Below are 25,305 nucleotides of genomic sequence, written 5' to 3' on the forward strand. Positions count from 1 at the left end.
CCTCAGGGTGCTCACAGAAAATAATGCAAATTCTGTGGCTTAGACTGCGGTCCTGAGCGACTCTTCAGGTTCTGGCTCATGCCGGTCGATGAGGTCGCGCCAGAAGGTCGTGTCCTCGAATTCGTAGGAGACCTGCAGCGGCTCATCGAATGCCGCTTCGCGGCTCTTCATCAGGCGTATGAGCGCGCCGGCATCGCGCCGTTTCAGATCGAAGCTGTTCGTCCGGAGCCAGGACTTCAGTGCCGCTGCGTCCTCTGCCGCCATCCCGGTGCCGACCGCCTCGGCCAGGATGCGGTCCCAGGTGCGATCCTTGTAGTAGATGGATTGGGCGCTTTGCAGCACGAGGCGGCGGGTCGTATTCGAGAGCACGCCCCTTGCCTGCGCGCGCGACAGGTTCGCGCGCACATTGGCCAGCGCCTCTGTGACCGAGGGGTACCCGAGCTCCGCCGGCCCATGCAGCACCGCAACCTCGGCATCATCGATCAGGGCGCCGCGGCGATAGGCACGATAGATGACGCCCACGCCCACCATGCCGAAGGACCACAGCTCCGACGCCCGCAAGGCACCCATGCTGGCCGCGCCGAACACGTGGATGCCTTGCGACATCGCCCACAGGATCTCCTTGTGCCAGACGGCTGGCTGCGCCTCGAAATAGCCGTCGATCAGGGCAATGGCGCGCGGGTTCTCGCAAGCCGCGCGGTAGATGTCGCCTTCGGCGGCTGGCGGCAGATAGGTGAGCCCCGGCACGCCGGCATCGGCGCGAGCGAGGGAGGGTCCGGCGAACACGAAGATGGTCATGCGAGGCTCTGCTGGAAGCGTTGTGCGCGTTCACCCAGAGCATAATCGGGCGCGTCTTCCGGGTCGAGTTCCAGTCCGGGGACCATGAGCCGCACCACCGGAATGCCGAACTCTTTCTTGGTCAGGTCAACCACGCAGACATGCTCGGCACCGACCGCCTTCACCCGCTCCAGCAGGAACTTGAGATCGGAGTCGAAATCGCCCCGCGCGTTGTCCGGCACCTCGTCGAAGCGGCGTGCTGGGATGCGGCTCTCCCACAATCTGTTGGCCAGCTCCGAGATGCGCTGGTGCGCCGGCTCCTCGTAATTGTGGCGCTTCAGATCGTCGCGCGACCCGGAGATATAGGTGAGGCGCGACTGCACCGCCTCGGTGATGGCGCGAGACAAGGCAATGCCGCGCGACAGGTGGCAGCCCGCGCCACAGAAGGCGCCCAACGGCATTCTTGTATTGCCCGGCCCCTCGCGCAGACGCACGAAGAAGGCGGCTACGCCGACATCGCTGGTCATGTCCCAGACCGAGAGCAACATCTTCGCCTCGGTCAGGCGATCGATCAGCACGCGGCAATAGGCATCGTCGACGGTATCGAGGTCGAGCCGCGTCGCGGCGCGCGCGACACGCGGCAGCAGCGCCCAGAGTGCGTTGGCATCGCGCTCGATGATCTCGTAAAGGCCGGCGCAGATCGCTTCCAGGCGGGTGTTGCCGGAGGCGAGCCCGTTGCTGCAGACCGGGAAATGGCCGCTGTTCTGATGCTCGCGGAACTCGCGGCAGTCGGTGTGGATAAGCTCGTACGGCACCCAGATCGGCTCGTTGTTGAACAGATCCTCCGCTTCGATCCACGGCAACTCGGTGCGGTCGGTCGCATTAAAGCCGTGCGTGCGCGGCACGATGCCGAGGTCGACTACGCGCCGCCCCCGCTTCAGCGTCCGGCGCGACGCCACTGGAATGGGAAGATCGATATGCTCCCCGTGCCACGTCTCCGCCGCCTCCATGAAGCCGGAGGCGCGGGCGGCATCGAGATCCAGCCCCTTGCCCTGCGCGACCGAAAGGGCCCGGGAGTTGGGGCGGCACGCCATGATGACGGGGATGCCGATGTAGTCGAGGCCGGTGACGTCGGCCAAGCGGGTAATGCCCATCGGGGCTGCATAACGGCGAAATCGCGCCAGCGTTTCCGCTGGCGCGACTGCCCGATGCGTTCCGCGCAAATAGGCTTTAGGCGCGGCCCCGTTTACTTGGTCCACTGCGCAAACGGTCGATCAGGCCGCCTGCGGGTGGATGGCACGTGCGCTGCGCGTTGGCTCCACGCACTGCCGTGCGCTGCGGGTCGGTTCCACGCACTGCCGCGCGCTGCGGGTCGGTTCCACGCACTGCCGCGCGCTGCGGGTTGGCTCCACGCACTGCCGCGCGCTGCGGGTCGGTTCCACGCACTGCCGCGCGCTGCGGGTCGGCTCCACGCACTGCCGTGCACTGCGCGTTGGCTCCACGCACTGCCGCGCGCTGCGGGTCGGCTCAACGCACTGCCGTGCGCTGCGCGTTGGCTCCACGCATTGCCGCGCGCTGCGATCGTCGGTGATCGCGCGGGCGTTGCGATCGTCGCTCCCGCCAAGCTCCATGACGAAGTCGACGCCGATCATCCGGGAGTCGCTGGTGGCTTCCAGCGTGCTCAACTCTTTTTCCAGCATACCGAGAACTTCGCTCCCACTGTCCTCCAGCGGGCTGCCGATCGCTTCAGCCGGAATGAGATAATGCCGGCCGCGGATCTTCACGAGAATATCGCCGACGCCAGCATCCCCTTCTAGGGATTGTGTGTGCTCGATCATGCGCCCCTCCTCGCAGTAAAAAGATGGTTAGTAAATGCTTTACGAGCTGAGCCCCCGTTAATAGCCCCTTAACCATAGAGCCAGGTTGTTACAAGTCAAGCAGCCACACGGCATAAGGGGTGAATTTTTCAACCTGTGGTCGGGCGACCATAGAACAAAAGGAATAGTTGCGGGGGAGCAGCTCAGATCGAGGGAATTAAATCCCGCAGAACCATCGTAGTGCTGTCAAAAAGGCGATCGGGTTCTCGAACATGGGCATGTGGCTGGCGCCGGGAATGACCGAGACCTTGGAGTCAGGCGTCAGCGATGCGAAATCTCGATTGGCGGCGGGAGTGGACTCATCATACTCGCCGCACAGGAATAGGCAGGGCACGTTGATGCGCGGCAATAGCACGCTGCCATCGTAATCCTTGAGCATGCCGGTGCAGGCGAATTCGCTGTCGCCCCACAGAGTCCGGTAGAGCTTGCCGTTCAGCTTCTTGAAAAGGCGCATGACTTCCGGCGGCTCCTGGCCGAGGCGGCAGAAATGCTGCTTCATCAGGCTGCCGAGCGCCGTCTGATATTCCGGGGTGTTGGTAGTCCCGGACGCCTCGTGCCGATCGAGCACGATCTGGATATCCGCCGGCAACGCCGCCTTGTGCGCGGCGTTATCGGCGACCCAGCGCGCGGTGCTGATCAGCGGACAGGCGAAGATTGCACCCTGTAGTCCCGGAGCACCGCGCGCGGCATATTCGACCGCGATCAGGCCGCCCCAGGAGTGACCGAGAACGATGCAGCGCTCGATCTCCAGCGCGGCGCGCAGCGCATCCACTTCGGCGACGAAGCGATCGATGGTCCAGTTGCCGGGATCATCCGGCCTGTCGGAGTCACCACAATCGAGCTGGTCATAGAGGACGACGGTGCGCTCTTCGCTGAGCTTGGTGAGCGGTAGCAGATAGTCGTGCGAGCCGCCTGGCCCGCCATGGATCGCGATCAGCGGTGCTCGATTTGACTTGAGATGGCGGATGCCATCCATGCGCCACCAGATGCGGCCACCCGGCGCATCGGCATAGCCGGTCCGTTCCGGTCCGATCGGGGTAATGCTGGCTGCCAGCATTGCGCACCTCTCCCCCACATCTGGAGTCTCGCTGACTTCCTAGCGATGAAATGCGCCCTCAATATGGCGGGCTCAGATTTGCATTCAGCCCGCGATCGCTTGCACCGCTGCGAAGCCGGAGCGAATCGCACCTTCAATGGTAGATGGCCAACCCGTATCCGTCCAATCACCGGCCAAGAACAAGTTGTGATGCGCTGTCACAGGGCCGGGACGCCGGCGCAGCTGCGCGGGCGTGGCGGCGAAGGTCGCGCGCTTCTCCTTCACGATGCGCCATTGCGGCATCGGCGTTGCGCCCAGCTTCAACGCATGCTGCACATCGCGCCAGATCGACTGCGCCAGATCTTCCGCCGCGCGATCGATCAGATGCTCGGCCGCGCTGATGGTGACCGAGACATGGCCGGGCTTCACGAATACCCACTCCGCGGTCCCGCCGATCACGCCGAGGAAGCTATGCGGCGCGACGTTCGCCGGCTCGATGCCGTAATGCGCATTGACGATGCCGCGGAACTCGGTCGGCACGACAAGATCGGGCAGCAGATCGATTGCAACCGGCGCATTGACCGCCAGCAGGACGGCCTCATCGGCCGCCACATCGACCTGGCCCTTGGCGCCGAAATCGAGCGAGGCGACCGCGCCCGCAGTCACGGTCAAGCTACGCAGCCGGTGACCGAAGGATATCTGCCCGCCCCGCGCCGCGAGCTGCTTCAGGGCGGGATCGACCAGGCTTTCCGACAGGCCGTCGCGCGGCAGCAGGGCATGGAGCGCTGCCCCGCCGCGCCCGAAGGTCTCTGCGAACAGATGCCAAAGCAGGCGCGCGGAGGCTTCCTCGGGTAGCGTGTTGAGCGCGGCAATCGTCAGTGGCCGCCACAGCCGCTCGTAAAGGACCGACTCGGCCGGCAGCACCGCACGCACGGTATCGCCGAGCCCCGCGTCGCGCAGCCTCAGCGCTTGCAGATAGTCCCACGCACGGGAGCCGGCGACACGCCGCTGGGCGAGCAGGATCCACCAAGGGAAGCGATGGTCGGTCGGCCGGACCGACCAGCGCTCGCCGGTCCTCAAGTCGACGAAAGGGAACTCCGCCATGTCGCGGGCGATGAAGGTGGCCGCGGATTCGATCTCCGCCACATAGGCCATCGCCGCATCGTTCCCGGAGACGAGCAGGTGGTTGCCGTTGTCGACCCGGCAGCCGAGCTCGGCATCCAGGTAGGAGCGGCAGCGCCCGCCGGCATTCTGTGCCGCTTCGTAGAGCCTGACATGCGCGCCTGCTTTCGCAAGCCGCACGGACGCCGCCAGCCCAGCGAGGCCAGCGCCGATCACATGGATGCGGCGCCCGTGCAGAGACTTGGCCACGCTCACAGGAACCCGTGCCGGAAGGCGAGCCAGATCTTCTGCCATTTGGGCAGCGAGACGCGTGCAAAGGGGTCGCGCCAGTCGGCTTTGATGAGCCGCTCGAGGATGGCGCGATAGACCCCGCCCATGATGGCCGCCGGGCGCATCGGACCCTTGGCGCAGGCGGCCATCGCGACCCGGGCGCCGGCGAAATGCTGCTGGGCGCGCCGCGCCAGCTGCCGGCAGGCCGTGCGCAGGTTCGGGTGCGCCATGACCTTCATCGGCTCGTGCTCCAGGATGCCGGCGGCGTGAAGCAGCTCGATCGGCAGATAGAGACGGCCGCGTTCCGCATCCTCCCCCAGGTCGCGGAGGATGTTGGTGAGCTGCAAGGCACGGCCGAGGTGATGGGCGACGTCATCCGCCTGCGGCTCGGTCGCACCGAAGGCCCGCACCGACAGCCGCCCCACGGCGCTCGCCACCCGGTCGCAATAGAGATCGAGCTTGACCATCGAGGGCGCAACGATGTCTTCGACCGCGTCCATCTCCATGCCATCGATCACCGCCAGGAAATCCTCCCGCCGCAGGTCGAACTTCTTGACGCAGGGCAGCAGCGCCTTTGCAATCGGATGCTGCGGGACGCCGTCATAGAGCCGCGCAATCTCGGTCCGCCACCCGTCCAGCCGGCGTTTCTTGTCCGCGATCTCCGCCGGTTCATCGGCGATGTCGTCGACCTCGCGGCAGAAGGCATAGATCGCGAACATGGCATCGCGCCGCGCCTGCGGCAGCAGCCGCATTGCCGAATAGAACGACGTGCCGGAAGCCTGCACCTTGGCCGCGATGTCCGATTGCAGGCCGGCCATGTTGGTGGTGATTGCGCCGTTGCCGCTCATGACGTCCGCTTGGGTTTGGGCGTGGCGAGCGCCCAGGCGATGCCCTGGATCGCGCACCAGGCGACGGCGGGCTTCTTCAACTTCACGCGTTCGGCCAGCGGATCGCGCCGCCGCAGATGACGGATCAAGGTATCGGCCAGACGCACGATAGTCGCGCTCTCGCAGCGCAGGCGCGTATCGCGCAAGGCGGCGGGCAGCTTGCGCGCGCGCTGCATCAGTTCGTCGGTCTCGTCCAGCAGGCGATCGAGCACGCGGCGCAAGGCGGGCGAGCATTTCGGCTCTGCCAGCGCTTCGACGCCGATGCCTTCGGCCTCTAGGTGATCCAGCGGCACGTAGACCCGGTTCATCTCGAGATAGTCCGCCTTGCAATCCTGCAGGTGGTTGATGACCTGCAGCGCGTCGCACAAGGCGTCGGAGTAATGCTTGCCTGCCGGATCCTCGCCATGGACGTCGAGCAGATAACGGCCAACCGGTGAAGCGGAGTAGCGGCAATATTTCATCAAGTCCGCCCAATCGTCGTAGCGCAGCTTGGTCGCATCCCAGCGGAACGCGATCAGCAGATCCGTGCAATCGACCGCGGGCACGTTGGTCACGTTCAGGCTCTCGCGCATCTCGGCGGCGACCGGCACATCGCGCCGCGCAGGGTCCTTCAGCACCGCTTCCATCAGATCGAGGCGCGCGACCTTGTCCTCCGACGTCAGCGCCGAGTTGTCGGCGATGTCGTCGGCCGTGCGCGCCCAGCGATAATAGGCGTGCACATGTGGGCGCAGAGCGGGGCGGATCAGCGCGGAGCCGACCGGGAAATTCTCCGTGCTCTTGTTCTTGCCCGAGGGCGTTGCGATGTCCACGGCCGCCTCGCTCATCGCCGCTACACCGGCTTTTGGGCCTGCACACGACCCTTCCATTCGCCGCCGCGTCCGATCAGGTGCCGGCGCGCGGAATCGATGGTCGCCGCGAGATAGAACAGAGCCGTCAGCGGCAGCAACGGCGCCCACCAGATCGGCTGGCGATAATAGACGAGAGTCTGCAGATAACTCAGCGCCATCAGTGCCCAGGCCGCCAGCCCGAACGCGCGCGCGCCGACGTCGGGCTGGATGGAGAGCAGCGGTGGCGCGAGGAAGGTCAACGCCATGCCGAACACGCAAACCGCGAGCAGCAGCAAGGAATGTTGGAGCTGCGTGAAGGCCGAGCGCGCGATCAGGCGCCAGATATCGCCCCAGGCGGGATAGCCGCGCAGCGAGCGCACGCCGTCGGCCAGGCCGAGCCAGATCGGCCCGTGCTTCTTCAGCACCTTGCCCAGCGCGCAATCGTCAATGAGCGCGTTCCTGATGGCCGCGATGCCGCCGGCCGCTTTAAGCGCCTTGCGTTGCACCAGCATGCACCCGCCGGCCGCGCCCGCCATCTTCTTCTTCGCATCGTTTACCCAGGCGAAGGGATAGAGCATCTGGAAGAAATAGACATAGGCCGGAATCAGCGCGCACTCGGCGAAGGTATCCGTCTTGAGTCGCGCCATCAAAGACGTAAGCGCGAGATTGCCGGCCTCTGCCCGCGCCACCAGCCCGCGCAGGCTGCCGGCGTCATGGGCGATGTCCGCGTCGGTCAGCCACACATACTTGGCGCCGGGGGAGAAATCCTCGAGCTCGCTTGCGCCTTGATGGACGGCCCACATCTTGCCGGTCCAGCCCTCGGGCAGCGGCTTGCCGGAAATGACGCGGACGCGATCCGCGGCGCCGAGCTCTGCGGCTGTGGCGCGCACAATGTCCGCCGTGCCGTCGCTGCTCTGGTCATCCACCAGGATGATGCGCAGCTTGCCGGGGTACTCCTGCCTCAGAAGCGAGCTCAGTGCTTCTCCCACCACCAGCGCCTCGTTGCGCGCGGGAATGATCGCGGCGACCTCCGGCCAGTGCTTCGGACCGTCGGTCGGCGCTTTGGCTGGCCGCTCGCGCCAATACCGGCCATGGAACAGCACCAGATAGACCCAGATGCCGAGGACCAGGCCGGAGAGCAGGATAACCCCTTCATTCATGGGGCAAGCTATAGCCAGGAAGCCCCGCCCCTGCCACCCCCAAATGGGCCACTACCGCCGCGCAAAGGCGGTCGCCAGCAGGACGCCCAAGGCAGCCGAAACGGCGCCGATCGCCGTGCGCAGGTCCGGCCGTTCGCCGACCACCGGGATCGCCAGCAGCATGGCGGACAGCGGCAGCAAAGCGGTGAAGGACGAAGCGCGCGTGGCGCCCAGGATCGCGACCGCCCTGGTATAGACCAGCAGCGCGACGATGCCGGTCAGCGGCCCCTGATAGATGAGCTGCAGCCAGAACTCGGCGGGGCTCGCCTCCCACAGCCTCTGGCCCGGCAGCAACAGATAAATCGGCAGGAACAAGGCGCCCGAGACGACCATGATGATCCCAGTCGCATGCAGCGCGTCGACGCCGGCGCGCCGCGCTTCGATCGTGTACGCGGCCCACATGACGGCGGAGACTAGGCAGATGGCATAGCCCGCCAGCTGCCATCCGACCGCCCGCAGCAGCGCGGGCACGACGATCACGGCAATGCCGGCGATGATCAGCCCCAGCCCGATGCGCGCAACCCGTCCTACACGCTCGCGCACGGTAAAGGCAGAGATCAGCGCGACGAACAGCGGGATGGTGCCGGGAATGAGCACACCTGCCTCGGCCGCCGTCGCCAGCGCGAGACCGTGCGAGGCCAGCAGCACATAGGGCGCCCCGGCGCAGATCACGATCAGCGCCAGGCCCCGCCAGCCAAATCGGTCCAACTCCAAACCGCGCCGCCATACCACCGGCAGCAGGATCAGCGCTGACGCGCCGAAGCGCAGCGCCGCCAGATCCTCCGCCGTCAGCGTGCTGGTCACCGCCAAGCGGGTGATCACCAGCCATCCGGACCAGATCGCCACCGCGACCAGCGCCAGCGCGCAGCCCGCCAGAACCCTCCAAGGTCTGGGCATAGCCCGGTCCGCCGCTATCGCTGGCTGGCACTCGTTCATGCACGCTCCGTCTGATTTCCATTTGGTCTGCGCAAACAGTGCTTGGGAACCGGCGCGCCTGATCGTCGACGGACGACGGTTTTAGCTCCTCCAGGGACCGCTGCCGGACGGATGGCTCGCCTCCTCTCACGGGCAAAATCGACGGCAGAACAGGCGCTTGTCGATAAAAGCGCGACTCCCCTTGACTCTCTCTATACAACCGAGGCTCACTTATGAGTGATCACTCACTCGCATTCCTGGGAGGGATTGGACGTGCCTGCCGTAGCCACCCGCCACCGCCTGAGGTCCGCCGCGCTGGAGTTGTTCGTCGAAAAGGGCGTCGCCGAGACCACGACCCGAGATCTGGCGAAGAAAGCCGGCATCGCCGAGGGCACGATCTATCGGCACTTCGAATCGAAGGACGAACTCGTTCGGGACCTATTCCAGGACCACTATTTCCGGTTCGGTGCGGAGCTCGATCGCATCCAGCGGGAAACCGTCGGCGATCTCGACGCCAAACTGCGCGCGATGATCGACTACATGTGCCGGCTGTTCGACGAGGACGCGACGCTCTATCGGTTCCTCCTTCTGGTGCAACACACAGCGCTGCCGAACATCCGCTCCGCACCCACCAGCCCGGCAATCATCTTCCGCGACCTCGTGTCACGCGCCATCGAAGGAGGCGAGATCCCGCGGCAGGATCCTGGTCTCGCCGCCGCGATGACGGTGGGCGCGATCATCCAGCCTGCCCTTGCGCTGATTTACGGCAGCGTCACCGGAACCATGTCCGACTTCGCCCCGGCGATCGCCCGCGCCTGCGCGGCACTGCTGCGCGCGCCGCAGTCTCAAAAAGCACACCCAGGCGCGCCCGCACGATAGGGAGGAAGACGTCGATCAGCGTTCGAAGCCCGCTGCTCGGCCCGCGTGCCTGGAAGCGCCACTATAGCCCTCGTAGCTCATTGAAAAGACGGGGCCAATGGACGGCTGGGGTTGGCGGCCGGCGCCGCCGTCATAGCTCAGTTCCCCTGACTTTGCCTCAAAAACTAACGCAATTTTAAGACCTGTTACCCCAGTCTAAACCGATACAAAAACGGTGGCGCAGAAGCCCCATGAATTCGCTGTCAGGCCCGGTTCCGGGAGAATTGAGTGAAGCGGCAACCGCCGTTCGGCGAGCACTTCTGCTCACCGTGCGGGAGGATGGATTCCAGGCGATCGACAGCGCGTTGGCCGCGCTCGATCGCCCGCCGGCGGAACGTGTCGACAGCGCTGAGCAGGCGATCGCCACCCTGCGCACCGGCGGCTTCGACCTGACGATCGTCGACCTGGTCCGGGAAGGCACCCAGCATCTGGCGGCGATCGAGATCCTGCGCGGCGATGCGCTGCTCGCCAGCATTGTGTGCGTTGCGGTCAGCGCCGACGTGCAGAGCACACCGACTCAGAAGGCGATCGAGATCGGTATCGACGACATCCTGCGCGAGCCGCTGGACCGCTCGGTCGCGCGGCTATGCTTCTCAGCCTGCCTCGAGCGCCGCAAACTGCGAGAAGATTCCCTGCAATATTGGACGGCAACCGCGAACGACGAGAGCGATGACCACCCTCGCGCCCTGCTCGACGCGCTGCCGGAAGCCGTAGTCGCGTTGCGCGAGGACGGCGCCATCGACCTCGCCAACGCCGCGGCGGAACGCATGTTCGGCCTGAGCGGCAGCGCACTCATCGGCACGCCCTTCTCGGCGCTGGTATCGCGCGCTGTGGACGATGGCCGCGGCGCCACCTGGACGCCCGAGGCTCTGACGAATCTGCGCGGCCCCTCGACGGCGATCCTGCGTTTGCCGGGCGGGTTCAGCCGTCCTGTCGAGATTCTCGCCAATACTTATCAGCGTTTCGGCCGCTCTTTGATCGCATGCGTGCTCCGCGAAGTCGATTGGGCGATACCGAGATCGAACGCGGCAACGGGTCCGATCCACAGCGCGCTGCAGAGCGACGGTCCCAACGGCCTGCGCGCCAATGCCGAGCTGTTGCATGAGCTCGCAAAGGAAGTGACTACGCGCCTCGACTTGATCGGCCGCAACATCAACATGATGAGCGACGAGGTGTTCGGGCCGGTCGGCGTCGCGATCTACAAGAGCTATCTTTCGGAGGCGCTGGGCGGCATTGATCAGGCGCGCGCGCTGCTCGATGGTGCTGCCCATCCGGACAAAGAACGGCGCAAGGATAGCGGCGCCGAAACCGCGCTACGCGAGCTGGTGACCGACATCATTGCCAAGCGCCAGCGCAATGCGGAACGTCGCCGCACCGTGATCGAGACCGAGATTGAATCGAGTGCTGCTCTGGTCCATCTGCCGCGCCGCCTGCTCGGCAAGGTGATCGAGGCGCAGCTCGATTTCGCCCTCGCGTGCGTCGAGCATGGTGGCGAAATCGTATTGCGCGCACAATGCGGCTCGGACGAAAGGCTGCTGCTGACCATTCAGACCAGCGGCTGCGCCCAGTCCGCCGCCGAGGTCCTGAAAGCCGCCCGCGAGCCCACCGACCGCAAATCCGCCCAGCGCCCGCTCACCATCGCCTGGAACGCGCTCCGCAGCGCCGCAAAGGTGCTGGACGGCGTGGCCGAAATCGACGTCGCCGAAGGCAAAGGCGCCATGGTCGTCGCCATGCTCCCGCAACGGCGTAGATCGGATCGGGAATAGGAATCGATCACCTCCTTACGCAGCCCGCGCGATGATCTGCACCGGTGCGATGGTGCCGCGTTCGAGCGTCGCCATCACATTGCCGAGGCGCTCGCGGAAGGCAGGACCCATCAGGACCTGCTGGTTCAGCGGCGGCATGCCATGTTTCTCGGCCTTCTCGCGCATCTGCCGCGCCAGATCGAGCACGAATTCGCGCCGGTTCTCCTCGCTTTCAATGGTGAAGCCGGCCGCGCTCAGCAGGTGGCGATAAGTCTCTGGCGTCTCGACGAAGCTGGTCTCGCGCGTCTGCGCCCACGGCATCGGATACGGCAGATCGCCCTTGCCTGCGTGCATGATTTCATAGACGCCGAACAATGCACCGGGCTTCAGCACCCGACGCACACTCTCGAACAGCCTTGCCTTGTCCGCGATGTTCATGCCGACATGGATGAGCGTCGCGGCATCGAACGCGCCGGCACTGAACGGCAAATCGAGGGCACTGCCCTGGCGGAAGGAAACGAGATCGCTGAGCCCGCATCGGCGCGTAAGTTCCGTCGCCACCTGCACGAACTCGTCGGTCAGATCGATGCCGGTGACACGGCAGCGATGGGTCTCCGCGAAGAAGCGTGCTGGACCACCGATGCCGGAGCCGACATCCAGTACATGCATGCCCGGCGCTAGCCCGAGATCCTTTGCCAGCGCGGCGGTCGCCGGCACCCACCCGAGATGAAGCTCGTCGCCTGTCGACAGATCCATGGCCGAGAACCGCTCTGGATCCTTGCCCATCGCCCGCAACGCATCGAAGATCGCCTGCTGCAGCGAGCCATGCGTATAGTGCTTTGCGACCTGCCGCTCGGTACTCATCGCCGCCTCCGCCAGCCGTCAGCGCTTGCGCGCCAGCAGGATTCCGTCGTCCGCCGACAGCAGGCAGAAATCCACCCGGCCGTCGTCCTTGATCTTCAGGTTGAGCGCACGCAGGGCATTGGTGTCCTTGTCATGCATGTCGGGATCGGCGACGTGACCGCTCCACAGCATATTGTCCAGCACCATCAGCCCGCCCTGCCGCAGCAGCTTCAGGCATCCCTCGTAGTAGGCGTCATAGCCGGTCTTGTCGGCATCGATGAACGCCATGTCGAATGTACCGGCTGCATCGCCTTTCAATAAAGCTGCAATGGTTTCCGAGGCCGGTGCAAGGCGAAGGTCGATCTTGTGCGCGATGCCGGCCTGCTGCCAATGCTTGCGGCCGATGGCGGCCCACTCCGCGTTGACGTCGCAGGCGACGATGCGCCCATCCTCCGGCAAAGCCAGCGCCATCGCCAGCGAGCCGGACCCGGTGAAAGTGCCGACCTCGATCACGTGCTTGGCGCCGGTGAGCCTGATGAGCATCTGGAGCAGCGCATCGGATTCCGGACGACTCATCATGCCGGAGCCAGGCAATTTGCGCGTCTCGGCGCGCAGGGCCTGTTGCGCCGGAATCTCGCGCGACATCCGCTCGTCGATGAAGCGCGTGACCAGCTCGGCCGAACTCAGACGTTGTGCCATTGAATCTCCCTTGATCCATCCGGTGCAATCCGCGGCGGGATGTCACCAATCCGTCATCCAGCTATTGTAAGCTGCGCGCATGATAAGCGTCATCCGACTCGCTGTTCAATCCGAAGCAACATGGCCGGCGTGAGGCTCGTCGCGCTCGCGCGCACGGCGAGCCCCCTGACCTACGCCGATCCGACCGCGCCGGTCTTCGAGCGCGCCCTCATCAATATGATCGAACTGCTCGGCGGGCGATCGCGGCTGGTGCGGCTCTATGAACAATGGCGGGATCAATGGCCGCTGAGCGGCATGTCGCTGTGGTCAAGCGCGCTCTACTGGCTTGGCATTTCGCTCGAGATGGAGGGCGAGCCGTGGCCACCGCCGGTCAATCGCCTTGAGCGCCTCGTGGTCATTGCCAATCATCCCTATGGCCTGTTGGACGGCATCGCGATCTGCGCGTTGGCGGAGAAGCTTGGCCGCCCGTTCAAGGTCCTTGCGCACAGCCAGCTCATGCGGGTGCCGGAGGCGATCCCCTATTTCCTGCCGATCGATTTCAACGGGACCGAGGATGCGCTGCGCAACAACATCGAAGCGCGGCGCCGCGCGCTCGACGCGGTGCGGGCGGGCGAGACGATCGTTATCTTTCCGGCCGGCGGCGTGTCGACCGCGCCGTTGAAGCTTCCGCTCAGAGGGTTTGCGCGCGCGGACGATCTGCCGTGGAAGAACTTCGCCTATCGGCTGATCCGCTCCGCCGAGGCGACTGCCCTGCCGGTCTATTTCGTCGGGCAGAACGGACCGATGTTTCACGCCGCCAGCAAGATCAGCCTGGCGTGGCGGATCGCCTTGCTGATCGGCGAGTTGAACAAGCGCCGCGGCAAGCCCCTGCAAGTCCGTGTCGGCAGGCCCATTTCCTGGACTGAGTTGGCGGCAATCCCCTCCGCCGCCCTCGCGATGCGCGAATTGCGCCGCCGGACCTATGCGCTTGCCAACAACAGCTAGCGGCCGGGCTGCCACAGGCCACTGAGATTGGTGTCAACACGGGAGTCCGCAGCGGCGGCACATTTGCGGGTCGCCGAAGCCATCAATGTTGCAGCCGCTTGCAATGAGTGCCACGATGTTCAACCTGAATACAGCGTCTCGACGGATCGACAACTTGAGGACGCGTCTGAGTTCTGGCACTCCCATATTGCGGCGTCCGGTTCTGGAGCATGGGCTGGACGCCTTGCCGGCTTCTGCATCCCCGTCACTTCACAGCCTGCTGGAATTCTGGTCTCGGACCGCGGGCAGCGACGAGGTCCCGAACCGCGCGCAGCTCGATCCATTCGCGCTGCGGCCCTGGCTCGGCCATATCAGCATTTATGAAGCGGTCGACGGCGGGCACGACTTCCGGATCCGGCTGGAAGGCACCGCGATCGTCGCCATCACCGGCGAGGACTGGACCGGCAAGCGAGCCAGCGACGTCGACGCGCGATATGGCTGCCGCATCACCGAATTCATGCACGAAGTCGTGTGCACGCATCGGCCCATGATCCATACCATGCGCGTCTTCCAGAATGATGTCGAATCGATCACGCGCCTGCTGCTGCCGGTGCGCAGTCGGCGCGGCGGCCTGGTCGATCAAGTCTTTCTCGTCATCTACGCGGATCCGCAGCAGATCGCCGCTTGATCCGCCGGTCGATCGAATCCGCGCCTTATCTCGACAGGATCCGATAAGCCTCGAGTTCAGCCCGCCTGCACCTGGCGCACAAAGGCGTCCGCCTGCTGTTGCAGCTCGGTCGCCTTGGTCGCGAGATTGTTGGATTCGTCGAGCAGCAATCCCGCCGCGCGGCCGGTCTCGTCGACCGCGTCGGTCACAACCCGGATGCTGTGATTGACATTGCCCGTGCGCTGCGCGGCGCGCTGGGCATTGCTGGAGATTTCCTGCGTTGCGCTCGCCTGCTCGCGGATCGAGTGGGCGATATGGCCGGCGATGTCCTTGATCTTCGAGATCGAGTCCTTGATGCCGCTGACCGCGCCGACCGCGCTCGAGGCGATGCCCTGCATCGATGCGATCTGGCCGGTGATCTCCTCGGTCGCACGCGCGGTCTGACTGGCGAGGTTCTTCACCTCGTTGGCGACGACCGCAAAGCCCTTGCCGGCTTCGCCCGCGCGGGCGGCCTCGATGGTGGCGTTCAGGGCCAGCAGGTTGGTCTGGCTGGCGATCTGGTTGATCAGCTCGACGATGCCGCCGATCCCTTCCGCGGCGCGCGCGAGACCATTGATGGTCTCGGTCGTGCTGCCCACCTGCTTGAAGGCCTGCTCGGAAGCAGCGGTGCTCTCGCGCATCTGGCGGTCGATCTCGTTGATCGAGGCGGTCAGCTCTTCCGCCGCAGTCGCGACCAGCGAGACGCTGTTGTTGGAATCATCGGTGGCGTTTGCCGCCGTATCGACTTCCGTGCGCGAGCTGACGGTCGCCGTCTTCAAGCTCTGCGCATTGATCTGCAGGGTCTTGGCGGACTTCAGAACCACGTCGACGATACCGGCGACGCTCGCGGTGAAAGTCGCCGCCAGGGCGTGCAGCGCGCGGCGGCGCTCCTCGGCGGCAGCCTTCTCGGCCGCTTCGCGCTCATGGCGCAGCTGCTCCACTTCGCGCAGCTGGCTCTGGAAGGAGGCGACGGCGCGGCCCAGCGTGCCAATTTCGTCGCGCCGGTCCTGGGCCGGAATGGCGACGTCGAGCTGACCGTCCGCCAGCTTCGCGATCGTGCCTGCCATGGCGGCCAGCGGCCCGCTGACGATGTATCCGATCGCGAACAGCAGGCAGGCAATGAGCGCGCCGGCGATTGCCGCCGAGATGCCGATGCCGATCCACAGATGGCTGCTGATCTCCGAAAGCAGGGCATCGTTGGTCCAGGCCAGCGCCAAAGTGCCGACGCGCCGGCCTTCAGCGCCATCGACGACGGGCGCGATGGCGATGAAGTTGTCGGTCGTCTTGCGGATGAAGACCTTGCCTTCCTCGACCTTCGGCTTGGCTTCGGACATCAGCGCATTGAAATTGACAGGAGCGGCATTGGCGTGGGTACCGGACGAAAGCACCTCATCGTCGATACCGTAGACCGCGATGGCGCTGAGGGCCGAGGCATCCGATTCGAGATAGCGCGCATAGACCTTGGCGATCGCTTCTCCCTTCTTGAACTTGACGCCGCCCACCGCCTGGGCCGCGATCATGTCGGCGATGGCCAGACGGTTGTTGTCGACGGTCTCTAGCACCAGCTCGCGCTGTGACATCGATTGATAGGCGAGGACGGCGGCAAAACCGACGCCGAGGCCGACAAAGACCGTCAGCGCGATCTTCCGGCCGATGCTCCAAAACCTTCTTGGCGCTTCATTGATCATGGCGCGGCCCCCTGATCTGAGTCGGCGCAGGGACGGACCGCGCAGACCCGTCCCCGCAAATGCTGACTCACTGCTACTGCATCATCAGGCCTTCGGCATCGAGGCCGACAGTCACGACGCCGATCGGCTGGCCGCTGGCCGGATCGACCACGGTCATGCTGGTCTGCACCTGGAACTTCTGGGTCGACGCATCTTGCTCGACGTCGTCGACGAACACGGTGCCGGCGCCCTTGGTGAAGGTGTTCTTGTATTTGGCCTCGTCGCCTTGCCAGTAGTCGCTGGTGGCATCACAGATGCCGACGTTCAAGCCCTTGTTGTCCATCAGGATGATTTCCGTCACGACGCCGCCGGCGCCGCTGCACCAGCCCTTGGCCTTGACGGAAGCGGCGCTTCCCATGATCTGATCGATCAGCGGGCGGGCTGCGGCACCGACCTCGGCGCGCCACTGCTTGTCGAGCTCGTCGATCTTGCCCTGATCGTAGCCGGCATTGGCCGCGTTGGCCGCATTGAGAGCGGCGACGACATCGGCATCGGCCACCCATTTGGCGATTTCGCTCTTGGTGTAACTCTCGGCCTTGGCCTTGATCTCGGCCTCATTGGCGAAAGAGGCGGTTGCAATCGCGACGGACATGGCCGCCGCGGCGGCTCCCAGAACAAGTGATTTCTTCAACATTTCTGCTTTCCCACTGCGGATTGAGAAGACGGTAGTCCAGGCCGCAGGATGCAAAAGCAGTACTAAGAATAAGTTTATACTATGAGTTTATATTTCCGGCCTTCGGCATAAATGACTCGAATGCAAGGTGATCAAGCCGCCCAATTGCGCTTGTTGGTTGGGTCCGAGTGATCCGGATAGGAAATGAAACGTTTTCATGAGCCGCGCGCGGGCTACTGGGCGGTTTGACGCTGCGCGAGCGCATGGTCCGGCTGATAGCCGAAGCGATCCGCGGCGGCCGCCGTCTCCTCCGCAATGATCGACAGCTCGGCAGAACTGAAGCGCGGCCGATAGTACGTTGGCTGGTGGAATCGCCCCGTGGCCTCCTGCAGGAACCCCGAGCCCGCCGACAGGCCGCAATGGGATAGCAGCGCCAGCAGGGTCACACGCGGATCGGCGCACAGGTCCTCATAGCGCACGATATAGACGGCTTCGCGCAGCTCCGGATCGCCTTCGATCAGATCGGCGATATGGTGGTGGATATGGGCCCAGTAGCGCGCCCAGCCGCGGACCTCTTCCCCGCTGCGCCAAAGCGCGACGATTTCCGCCGTCGCCGCATCGTTGCCGACGTTGATCGGCACCCGGCCCTCTCCGAACTCGAAATGCCCGACACGGCGCAGATGCCGTCGTGCTGGTGGATTGTCGCGCTGACCATCCAGGAACAAACGATGCTGCTTCATCAACGAGGCGACGTGCCAGGTCGGATCGCGCACCGGAACGATGAAGCGGGCATCGGGAAACAGCGTCGCGAGATAGCCGATGCGCGTGACGTTGTAATTGCCTTTGGCGGCATAGCGCCGCCGGCCGCGCACAGCCAGGAGCTTGCGGATGTGGTCGCGATAGAATCGCTCGAAGAGCGATTGATGCGTGTTCCGATCGAGCACCGCGCTTACCGACGGATCGTGCTGCCCGGCAAAGAAGGCCATCCACAAGGGCTCCTCGAACGCCTCCGGGCTTTCCGAGGTGACAGCGATGCCGTCGCCATGGCTGCGCTCCGCCGGCGCCTCATCACTGCATGGCACCCGATCAAGCCAGCGGTTCCAAACATAAGGTGTGAACAGCATCGGGAAGTCGCGGTAGCGGTGGGTCGCAACATCCGGATGACGCGCCAGGGTCTCCAGGAGAATGGTCGTGCCAGAGCGGGCCAAGCCGGTCACATAGATCGGTCGATCGATCCGCACGTCAGCCAAGGTGCTGTCGAGGAGCCTGGTCTCGAGTGATCCCAGCTTGATCCACCAATCGGTGTGGCGCTCGATGAATCCGCCGAGACGATCCATCCACGGCGCAACCTCGAAGCCCTTGCGCGGCGCTTCCGGCATCTCAGGAGATCCGCGCAACGCGCATGATGAGAAGCGACGCGATCACCAGTGCCGACAGCGCCACCGTGAGCCAGGAGCGCAGCCAGTCCGGCCCGACCGGCAGGTATTGCCGTTCCGGCAACCCGATGGATACACCCTCGATCGGGCCGTTGTCTGGCAGATAGCCGGCCGGATTGCCGACAAGAAGATTCCACCAATGGCGCTTTTCGATCCGGGTGATCGGCTGTGCCAGGGTCAGGCGCGTGACTTCCGCGCCGGCATCATCCCGCAACGCGATCTGCCCACCCGTCCTGCTCGGCTGCCACTCAGCCGAGTATGTCTGAGGCTCGACCGCGATGGTCGGCGCCTGTTGGTTCTCCGGAAATTGATAGCCATAGGCACCATCGAGCCAGACCAGCAGTGCCAGCACCGGCAGCGAGGCGATGAGCGCGGCCGGAAACACCAGCCCGACGTGCCGCAGTGCCAGCTTCATGGACTGCCGCATCAGCGGCAACGCGGTTTCCAGATCGCCCTCATGGGCATTCAGACGTCGCCGTGCCTCCTGCGCGGCCACCTTGGCCTCGGCGATGCGCCGCTGCGGCGAGAGCCAGCGATAGAGCGCCAGCGAGACCGCTGCGCCGGCGATCGCCCAGAGGATCAGCCGCAGCAGAGGCGGCAGCGTGGCAAGGCTGCCGTCCACCAAGTCAAAGAACGGCTCAGGTAGGTTGAACAATCCCATTACATGCGCCGGTCTTCACGGTCACCCGATGGGTTGGAGAGCATCGAGTGCGTCGGATCATCGTCCGCCGGTGGCTGGGCCCGCTTGTTGCGACGCATCATCCGCCGCAGCGGCCACAGGAGCACGAAGCCGAGGCTCACGACCACGGCCACGACAAGGCCCCACAGCGCGCCCAGCAGGGTCAAGCCGGCACCGGGACCGACATAGGCGAAGGCGGGAAAAGCGACCAGGGCTGCTGCACTGGTACTGATGGCGAGCACGGCCGCTCGCCGATATTGCAGGTTCATTTCGAAGCCTCCTTCCTGGTTTCGAACAGGGTGCGTACATCGGGATCCAAGGTGCCGGGATCGATGCGCTGGCCCCAGGTAGCGATGGCGATCATGTCGCCATTCGCGCCGCCGCGGGTCGGATTGACGAAATTCCACACGATCTCGCCTTGACGCGTCACTTCGAAGATGCGTCCTCCGTCCGATTCCGTGATCAACGCATTGCCGTTAGGGAGGGTTTCGACGGAGGACCTCAAAGGGCTGTGAAACGGGTGCGACTCATCGCCCTGATAGCTCCAGAGCACGGCGCCGGTCTTGGGATCGACCTCCAGCACGCGTGCCGCGTTGGCATCGCGAAAGCCGCCCAGGTTGTCGAACAGGGTGATATGCCCGTTGGGCAGCAGGCTGGCGTCATGCTGCCACAGCCAGGGACCGCGCATCGCCCACACCATCTCGCCGGTCTCCAGCGACACGACGGCGATGGCGCTCATGTCGCGGAACGAGAGCAGCACGTCGCCTTCCTTCGCGAACGGGAAGTTCTGTGCCTGCTCGGCCGTGATGTATTGCACCGAGTTGGCGTGCAGGGGATCCCCGGAGGCATAGCCGGGGATGGCGAGGTGCAGCAGCTTGTAGCGCGACTGCGCCAGAGCGCGCGTCAGCGAAATCTTGTTCAGCTCCTTGCCATCCGGCGAGAGCACCACGACGAAGTCTTCGAGATAGGGCTGGTCGAGCTTGCCCATGCCTTCGGGGTTGTCCGAGCTGAAAGCGTTGGTCAGCACCAGGATGCGGCCATCCGGCGCGACGTCGAAGTCATGATGCGTGTGCGCGAGATAGCTCCAGATCACGTTGGAATCGCGATCCATCTTCACCATGCCGTAGCCCCACGGCGTGTCGCCGGCCGCGGCATAGATCGCCAGCAGGTCGCCGTTGGGCAGTAGGCGCGCTTTATCCATCAGGATGAGGTTGTCCGGCTGCGGCTTCTTGATCTCCGACCCCTGGTGCCAGATCTCGCTATAGGGCCGGCGCCACTGGTGGACCACGCGGCCATCCATGTCGATGAGATGAGCGGCGGCCTCGCCGGCACTGGTGTAGAGTGTATAGCCTTCCAGCGCGCGGCTCGGATCATGGATCGTGACGCCCTTCTCGCCATTGCGCGCCTTGCGCCACTGGTCGGTCACGTAGGGATCTGCCGTCTCCTCGCGCTGCGCGATCAGCGCTTCGCCGGCCAGGTAGGCATCGCGCAGATAACGGTGTGGGAAGGCCTCGCCCAGAACGGCCATAGCCCCGCCCACAAAGGCGAGAAACGCGACCGCCGCCATGAAAAGGACCGATCCCAGCTTATCGAACATCACCCGCTCTCTGCTGTGTCCGAGCCGCCCGCACCAATTGCGCCGGCTCGCCAGACGGGGACATCGCAGAAGCCGCACGGAAGCACCCGCCGCGACCACGCCCGGTTAGCAAAGGTTAAACGCCGGCGGAATGAGTTTTGCTCCCCGGGCTAGCGTAAAAATCTTGTGACGTGACATGAGAACTGCGAGGGCCCAGGCAGCAAAACGCCCGCCCCTGCGCAGGGGCGGGCGTGATGCTTGCAAGTACGCGGCAGTTTGCCGCGTGCGACTGGCTAGGCGACTTCCTGCTTGTGCTCCGCGCTCGGCAGGGCTGCCGGCTTCTGTGCCGCCAGCTGGCGGTCGCGCTCGGCCGCCTCTGCCTTGATGCGGTTCATGACCGAGCCGGTGCCGGCCGGGATCAGGCGGCCGACGATCACGTTCTCCTTGAGTCCGATCAGCGAGTCGATCCGGCCGGAAACCGCGGCCTCGGTCAACACGCGCGTCGTCTCCTGGAACGAAGCCGCCGAGATGAATGACCGTGTCTGCAGGCTGGCCTTGGTGATGCCGAGCAGCACCGGGGAGCCCTTGGCCAGACGGCCGCCTTCCTTCAACGCCTTGGCGTTCTCCTCCTCGAACTCGGAGCGATCGACCTGCTCGCCCGCGAGGAAGGTGGTGTCGCCCGGATCGAAGATCTCGATCTTCTGCAGCATCTGGCGAACGATCACCTCGATGTGCTTGTCGTTGATCTTCACGCCCTGCAACCGGTAGACCTCCTGGATCTCGTTAATGAGATAGGTGGCGAGCGCCTCCACACCCATCACGTTCAGGATGTCGTGCGGCACCGGGCTGCCGTCCATCAGCAGATCGCCCTTCTGGACATAGTCGCCCTCCTGCACGGAGATGTGCTTGCCCTTCGGGATCAGGTACTCGCGCGGCTCCTCCGAGGCATCCTCCGGCACGACTACGATGCGACGCTTGGTCTTGTAGTCCTTGCCGAACTCGATACGGCCCGGGATCTCGCTGATGATCGCGAAATCCTTGGGCTTGCGCGCCTCGAACAGCTCGGCCACGCGCGGCAGACCGCCGGTGATGTCGCGGGTCTTCGTGCCCTCGCGCGGGATGCGCGCCAGCACGTCGCCCGCCTTCACGTGGGCGCCGTTCTCGACCGACAGGATGGCATCGACCGACATGAAGTAGCGCGCCTCCAACCCGCTCGGCAGGGTGATGACGTTGCCCTTCTCATCACGCAGCGTGATACGCGGCTTCAGATCGCTGCCGCGCGGCTGCTGCTTCCAGTCAATGACCACGCGGTTCGAGATGCCGGTGGTCTCGTCCATCACTTCGCGCATCGACAGGCCTTCGACCAGGTCGATGTAGTTCACGATGCCTTCTCGCTCGGTGATGATCGGCAGGGTGTACGGATCCCACTCCGCCAGCTTGGAGCCCTTGGTCACCTTGACACCATGATCGGCCAAAAGCCGGGCGCCGTACGGGATTCGGTGACGCGCCCGCTCGCGGCCCTGGTCGTCGTTCAGCACGATCTCGCAATTGCGGCCCATCACCACGGGAACGCCCTGGCTGTTGAGCACGACGTTGCGATTGCGCACATCGACCGTGGAGTCGATGGTCGACTCGATCGAACTCTGCTCTGCGCCACGCTGCGCAGCGCCACCGATGTGGAACGTGCGCATGGTGAGCTGCGTGCCCGGCTCGCCGATCGACTGGGCGGCGATCACGCCGATCGCCTCGCCGATATTGACCGGCGTTCCGCGCGCCAGGTCGCGGCCATAGCACTTGCCGCACACACCGGTCCGCGCCTCGCAGGTCAGGACCGAACGGATCTTGACCACGTCGATGCCGGCCCGCTCGATCTCATCGACCAGCGGCTCGTCGATCATGTCGCCGGACTTCACGATAACATCGCCGGAGAGCGGATCCTTCACGTCCTCCGCGGCAGTGCGGCCGAGGATGCGATCGCTGAGCGCCGAGATCACCTCGCCGCCCTCGACCACCGCCTTGGCGGTGAGGCCCCTGCTGGTGCCGCAATCCTCCTCGGTGATGATGGCGTCCTGCGCCACGTCCACCAGGCGGCGGGTCAGGTAGCCCGAGTTCGCCGTCTTCAAGGCGGTATCGGCCAAGCCCTTGCGGGCGCCGTGGGTCGAGTTGAAATACTCGAGCACGGTCAGGCCTTCCTTGAAGTTGGAGATGATCGGGGTCTCGATGATCTCGCCCGACGGCTTCGCCATCAGGCCGCGCATGCCCGCCAGCTGCTTGATCTGCGCCGCGGAACCGCGCGCGCCCGAATGGGCCATCATGTAGACCGAGTTGATGCCCATGCCGGCGGCGTTCTTCTGCATGACCTTCATCATCTCTTCGGCCACGCGCTCGGTGCAGTTCGACCAGACGTCGACCACCTTGTTGTATTTCTCGCCCTGGGTGATGAGGCCGTCGAGATACTGCTGCTCGTACTCCTTCACCTTCTCCTGCGCGTCCTTCACCAGGCCGTGCTTGGTCGCCGGGATGATCAGGTCGTCCTTGCCGAAGGAGATGCCGGCCTTGCAGGCCTGGGCGAAGCCCATGGCCATCATGCGGTCGGCGAAGATCACCGTCTCCTTCTGGCCGCAATGGCGGTAGACGAAGTCGATGACGGTCGTGATCTCCTTCTTGGTCAGCAGGCGATTGATCAGGCTGAACGGCACGTTCGGGTGCTTCGGCAGGAGTTCCGACAGCAGCATGCGGCCCGGCGTGGTGTTGATCACCTTGGTCACGCGCTGGCCACTGTCGTCGTAGTGATCGACGCGTGCCTTGATCTTGGTGTGCAGCGAGACGACCTTGGCGTCCAGCGCGTGCAGCGCTTCACCGGTATCGGCGAAGGCCATGCCCTCACCCGGCTCACCCTCCGCCTCCATCGACAGGTAGTAGAGGCCGAGCACGATGTCCTGCGAGGGCACGATAATCGGCTTGCCGTTGGCGGGCGACAGGATGTTGTTGGTCGACATCATAAGGACGCGCGCCTCGAGCTGGGCTTCCAGCGACAGCGGCACGTGGACCGCCATCTGGTCGCCGTCGAAGTCCGCGTTGAAGGCCGTGCAGACCAGCGGATGCAGCTGGATCGCCTTGCCTTCGATCAGCACCGGCTCGAACGCCTGAATGCCCAGGCGATGCAGGGTCGGCGCGCGGTTCAGCAGCACCGGATGCTCACGGATCACCTCTTCGAGGATGTCCCAGACTTCCGGACGCTCCTTCTCCACCATGCGCTTGGCGGCCTTGATGGTGGTCGCCATCGCATAGAGCTCGAGCTTCGAGTAGATGAAGGGCTTGAACAGCTCCAACGCCATCTTCTTGGGCAGGCCGCACTGATGCAGCTTCAGTTCCGGACCCACGACGATGACGGAGCGGCCCGAGTAGTCGACGCGCTTGCCGAGCAGGTTCTGGCGGAAGCGGCCCTGCTTGCCCTTCAGCATATCGCTGAGCGACTTCAGCGGACGCTTGTTGGCGCCGGTGATGACGCGGCCGCGACGGCCGTTGTCGAACAGCGCATCGACCGATTCCTGCAGCATGCGCTTCTCGTTGCGCACGATGATGTCGGGCGCGCGCAGCTCGATCAGCCGCTTCAGACGGTTGTTGCGGTTGATGACGCGGCGATAGAGGTCATTGAGGTCCGAGGTCGCGAAGCGGCCGCCATCCAGCGGAACCAGCGGACGCAGCTCGGGCGGAATGACCGGCACGACATCCAGGATCATCCACTCGGGGCGCGAACCGGATTCGACGAAGGAATCGACCAGCTTCAGCCGCTTGACCAGCTTCTTGCGCTTGGCCTCCGAAGAGGTCTCGCGCAGGTCGGCCTTCATCTGCTCGCGCTCGGTCTCCAGGTTGATCGCGGAGAGCATGAGCTTCAGCGCCTCGGCGCCGATGCCGGCCTGGAACGCGTCCTGGCCGAACTCGTCCTGCGCGTCGAGGTACTGGTCCTCGGTCAGCAGCTGATGCAGCTTCAGGGGCGTCAGGCCCGGCTCGATGACGACGTAGTTCTCGAAATAAAGGATTCGCTCCAGATCCTTCAGCGTCATATCGAGCAGCAGACCGATGCGGCTCGGCAGCGACTTCAGGAACCAGATGTGCGCGACGGGCGAGGCCAGCTCGATGTGGCCCATGCGGTCGCGCCGCACCTTGGAGAGTGTCACTTCGACGCCGCACTTCTCGCAGATGATGCCGCGATACTTCATGCGCTTGTACTTGCCGCACAAGCACTCATAATCCTTGATCGGGCCGAAAATGCGCGCGCAGAACAGGCCGTCACGCTCCGGCTTGAAGGTGCGGTAGTTGATCGTCTCCGGCTTCTTGATCTCGCCGTACGACCAGGAGCGGATGCGCTCCGGGCTGGCGATCGAGATGCGGATCTGATCGAAGGTCTGCGTGCCAGTGGGCTGGCCGAACACATTCATCAATTCATTGTTCATCATCTTCTCCTCGGGCGGCCCCGGCCGGGCAGC

General features: G+C 64.8%; 22 protein-coding genes. 4 read left to right on the plus strand and 18 right to left on the minus strand.

The genetic code is table 11. The features are described from left to right. Positions 1-39 precede the first annotated feature (39 nt). The 9 genes from DTX69_RS26775 to DTX69_RS26815 all read right to left on the minus strand — a co-directional run bounded on the left by DTX69_RS26775 (position 40) and on the right by DTX69_RS26815 (position 8,892). Positions 40-798, minus strand: a complete 759-nt coding sequence (locus DTX69_RS26775) for a TfuA-like protein (protein ID WP_119304653.1) — start codon at positions 796-798, stop codon at positions 40-42. Continuing rightward, positions 795-2,036: a YcaO-like family protein gene (locus DTX69_RS26780; RefSeq protein WP_119304654.1), complete on the minus strand. Its 1,242-nt coding sequence runs from the start codon at positions 2,034-2,036 to the stop codon at positions 795-797. Before DTX69_RS26780 ends, DTX69_RS26775 begins: the two co-directional genes overlap by 4 nt. A 15-nt stretch (positions 2,037-2,051) precedes the next feature. Continuing rightward, positions 2,052-2,615 carry a hypothetical protein gene (locus tag DTX69_RS26785; protein ID WP_119304655.1) on the minus strand — a complete coding sequence of 188 codons (564 nt, stop codon included), beginning with the start codon at positions 2,613-2,615 and terminating at the stop codon, positions 2,052-2,054. Positions 2,616-2,811: 196 nt separating this feature from the next. After that, complete coding sequence (locus DTX69_RS26790) at positions 2,812-3,711, minus strand: proline iminopeptidase-family hydrolase (protein WP_119304656.1); 900 nt, start codon at positions 3,709-3,711, stop codon at positions 2,812-2,814. Between the two features lie 84 nt (positions 3,712-3,795). Then, on the minus strand, positions 3,796-5,061 hold the full coding sequence (gene hpnE / locus DTX69_RS26795; protein WP_284736098.1) for a hydroxysqualene dehydroxylase HpnE: 1,266 nt from the start codon (positions 5,059-5,061) through the stop codon (positions 3,796-3,798). Positions 5,062-5,063: 2 nt separating this feature from the next. Beyond that, complete coding sequence (gene hpnD, locus DTX69_RS26800; RefSeq protein WP_119304658.1) at positions 5,064-5,930, minus strand: presqualene diphosphate synthase HpnD; 867 nt, start codon at positions 5,928-5,930, stop codon at positions 5,064-5,066. Next, positions 5,927-6,793 (minus strand): squalene synthase HpnC, encoded by an 867-nt coding sequence (gene hpnC / locus DTX69_RS26805; RefSeq protein ID WP_119304659.1) that lies wholly within the window; start codon positions 6,791-6,793, stop codon positions 5,927-5,929. Before hpnC ends, hpnD begins: the two co-directional genes overlap by 4 nt. A 5-nt stretch (positions 6,794-6,798) precedes the next feature. Continuing rightward, on the minus strand, positions 6,799-7,956 hold the full coding sequence (locus DTX69_RS26810) for a glycosyltransferase (RefSeq protein ID WP_119304660.1): 1,158 nt from the start codon (positions 7,954-7,956) through the stop codon (positions 6,799-6,801). A 51-nt stretch (positions 7,957-8,007) separates the two neighbouring features. Beyond that, on the minus strand, positions 8,008-8,892 hold the full coding sequence (locus DTX69_RS26815; protein ID WP_162917591.1) for a DMT family transporter: 885 nt from the start codon (positions 8,890-8,892) through the stop codon (positions 8,008-8,010). A 291-nt stretch (positions 8,893-9,183) separates the two neighbouring features. Between DTX69_RS26815 and DTX69_RS26820 the strand changes: the two genes are divergently transcribed. Next, positions 9,184-9,789: a TetR/AcrR family transcriptional regulator gene (locus DTX69_RS26820; protein WP_284736101.1), complete on the plus strand. Its 606-nt coding sequence runs from the start codon at positions 9,184-9,186 to the stop codon at positions 9,787-9,789. A gap of 230 nt (positions 9,790-10,019) precedes the next feature. Then, entirely contained in the window at positions 10,020-11,594 is a 1,575-nt protein-coding gene (locus tag DTX69_RS26825) for a PAS domain-containing protein (RefSeq protein ID WP_119304663.1), read from the plus strand. A gap of 15 nt (positions 11,595-11,609) precedes the next feature. Here the strand turns inward: DTX69_RS26825 and DTX69_RS26830 are convergent, their stop codons facing one another. Further along, positions 11,610-12,437, minus strand: a complete 828-nt coding sequence (locus DTX69_RS26830) for an SAM-dependent methyltransferase (RefSeq protein ID WP_119304664.1) — start codon at positions 12,435-12,437, stop codon at positions 11,610-11,612. 18 nt (positions 12,438-12,455) lie between these two features. Beyond that, on the minus strand, positions 12,456-13,115 hold the full coding sequence (locus tag DTX69_RS26835; protein ID WP_119304665.1) for a class I SAM-dependent methyltransferase: 660 nt from the start codon (positions 13,113-13,115) through the stop codon (positions 12,456-12,458). Between the two features lie 120 nt (positions 13,116-13,235). Here DTX69_RS26835 and DTX69_RS26840 point away from each other — a divergent pair, with 120 nt between their 5' ends. After that, positions 13,236-14,099, plus strand: coding sequence for a 1-acyl-sn-glycerol-3-phosphate acyltransferase (locus tag DTX69_RS26840; protein ID WP_162917593.1), 864 nt, complete (start codon positions 13,236-13,238; stop codon positions 14,097-14,099). A 223-nt stretch (positions 14,100-14,322) separates the two neighbouring features. After that, positions 14,323-14,766, plus strand: a complete 444-nt coding sequence (locus tag DTX69_RS26845) for a PAS domain-containing protein (RefSeq protein ID WP_162917594.1) — start codon at positions 14,323-14,325, stop codon at positions 14,764-14,766. A gap of 56 nt (positions 14,767-14,822) precedes the next feature. On the opposite strand, the gene DTX69_RS26850 is transcribed toward DTX69_RS26845, so the two are convergent. The 7 genes from DTX69_RS26850 to rpoC all read right to left on the minus strand — a co-directional run bounded on the left by DTX69_RS26850 (position 14,823) and on the right by rpoC (position 25,272). Continuing rightward, positions 14,823-16,472 carry a methyl-accepting chemotaxis protein gene (locus DTX69_RS26850; RefSeq protein WP_119304668.1) on the minus strand — a complete coding sequence of 550 codons (1,650 nt, stop codon included), beginning with the start codon at positions 16,470-16,472 and terminating at the stop codon, positions 14,823-14,825. A 73-nt stretch (positions 16,473-16,545) separates the two neighbouring features. Then, on the minus strand, positions 16,546-17,145 hold the full coding sequence (locus DTX69_RS26855; protein WP_119304669.1) for a hypothetical protein: 600 nt from the start codon (positions 17,143-17,145) through the stop codon (positions 16,546-16,548). 212 nt (positions 17,146-17,357) lie between these two features. Continuing rightward, positions 17,358-18,503, minus strand: a complete 1,146-nt coding sequence (locus DTX69_RS26860; protein ID WP_284736099.1) for a sulfotransferase family protein — start codon at positions 18,501-18,503, stop codon at positions 17,358-17,360. 1 nt (position 18,504) lies between these two features. Continuing rightward, the gene (locus DTX69_RS26865) at positions 18,505-19,221 is read right to left on the minus strand and encodes a hypothetical protein (RefSeq protein ID WP_119304670.1); all 717 of its coding nucleotides are present in this window, start codon (positions 19,219-19,221) and stop codon (positions 18,505-18,507) included. Continuing rightward, entirely contained in the window at positions 19,221-19,508 is a 288-nt protein-coding gene (locus DTX69_RS26870; RefSeq protein WP_284736100.1) for a hypothetical protein, read from the minus strand. Before DTX69_RS26870 ends, DTX69_RS26865 begins: the two co-directional genes overlap by 1 nt. Further along, positions 19,505-20,836: an arylsulfotransferase family protein gene (locus DTX69_RS26875; protein ID WP_162917595.1), complete on the minus strand. Its 1,332-nt coding sequence runs from the start codon at positions 20,834-20,836 to the stop codon at positions 19,505-19,507. The genes DTX69_RS26870 and DTX69_RS26875 overlap by 4 nt, the downstream gene beginning before the upstream one ends. Positions 20,837-21,108: 272 nt before the next feature. Further along, positions 21,109-25,272, minus strand: coding sequence for a DNA-directed RNA polymerase subunit beta' (rpoC, locus tag DTX69_RS26880; RefSeq protein WP_119304672.1), 4,164 nt, complete (start codon positions 25,270-25,272; stop codon positions 21,109-21,111). Positions 25,273-25,305 lie beyond the last annotated feature (33 nt).

Source organism: Dongia deserti, from assembly GCF_003574735.1.
Taxonomy (GTDB): domain Bacteria; phylum Pseudomonadota; class Alphaproteobacteria; order Dongiales; family Dongiaceae; genus Dongia_A; species Dongia_A deserti.

Bases quoted from the DNA above. Each gene is read 5' to 3' on its own strand.
- DTX69_RS26815 (WP_162917591.1), bottom strand. From the start codon at position 8,892: ATGCCCAGACCTTGGAGGGTTCTGGCGGGCTGCGCGCTGGCGCTGGTC.
- DTX69_RS26840 (WP_162917593.1), top strand. From the start codon at position 13,236: ATGGCCGGCGTGAGGCTCGTCGCGCTCGCGCGCACGGCGAGCCCCCTG.
- DTX69_RS26785 (WP_119304655.1), bottom strand. From the start codon at position 2,615: ATGATCGAGCACACACAATCCCTAGAAGGGGATGCTGGCGTCGGCGAT.
- DTX69_RS26790 (WP_119304656.1), bottom strand. From the start codon at position 3,711: ATGCTGGCAGCCAGCATTACCCCGATCGGACCGGAACGGACCGGCTAT.
- rpoC (WP_119304672.1), bottom strand. From the start codon at position 25,272: ATGAACAATGAATTGATGAATGTGTTCGGCCAGCCCACTGGCACGCAG.
- hpnD (WP_119304658.1), bottom strand. From the start codon at position 5,930: ATGAGCGGCAACGGCGCAATCACCACCAACATGGCCGGCCTGCAATCG.
- DTX69_RS26875 (WP_162917595.1), bottom strand. From the start codon at position 20,836: ATGTTCGATAAGCTGGGATCGGTCCTTTTCATGGCGGCGGTCGCGTTT.
- DTX69_RS26870 (WP_284736100.1), bottom strand. From the start codon at position 19,508: ATGAACCTGCAATATCGGCGAGCGGCCGTGCTCGCCATCAGTACCAGT.
- DTX69_RS26860 (WP_284736099.1), bottom strand. From the start codon at position 18,503: ATGCCGGAAGCGCCGCGCAAGGGCTTCGAGGTTGCGCCGTGGATGGAT.
- DTX69_RS26850 (WP_119304668.1), bottom strand. From the start codon at position 16,472: ATGATCAATGAAGCGCCAAGAAGGTTTTGGAGCATCGGCCGGAAGATC.
- DTX69_RS26835 (WP_119304665.1), bottom strand. From the start codon at position 13,115: ATGGCACAACGTCTGAGTTCGGCCGAGCTGGTCACGCGCTTCATCGAC.
- DTX69_RS26830 (WP_119304664.1), bottom strand. From the start codon at position 12,437: ATGAGTACCGAGCGGCAGGTCGCAAAGCACTATACGCATGGCTCGCTG.
- DTX69_RS26855 (WP_119304669.1), bottom strand. From the start codon at position 17,145: ATGTTGAAGAAATCACTTGTTCTGGGAGCCGCCGCGGCGGCCATGTCC.
- DTX69_RS26810 (WP_119304660.1), bottom strand. From the start codon at position 7,956: ATGAATGAAGGGGTTATCCTGCTCTCCGGCCTGGTCCTCGGCATCTGG.
- DTX69_RS26825 (WP_119304663.1), top strand. From the start codon at position 10,020: ATGAATTCGCTGTCAGGCCCGGTTCCGGGAGAATTGAGTGAAGCGGCA.
- hpnC (WP_119304659.1), bottom strand. From the start codon at position 6,793: ATGAGCGAGGCGGCCGTGGACATCGCAACGCCCTCGGGCAAGAACAAG.
- DTX69_RS26865 (WP_119304670.1), bottom strand. From the start codon at position 19,221: ATGGGATTGTTCAACCTACCTGAGCCGTTCTTTGACTTGGTGGACGGC.
- DTX69_RS26775 (WP_119304653.1), bottom strand. From the start codon at position 798: ATGACCATCTTCGTGTTCGCCGGACCCTCCCTCGCTCGCGCCGATGCC.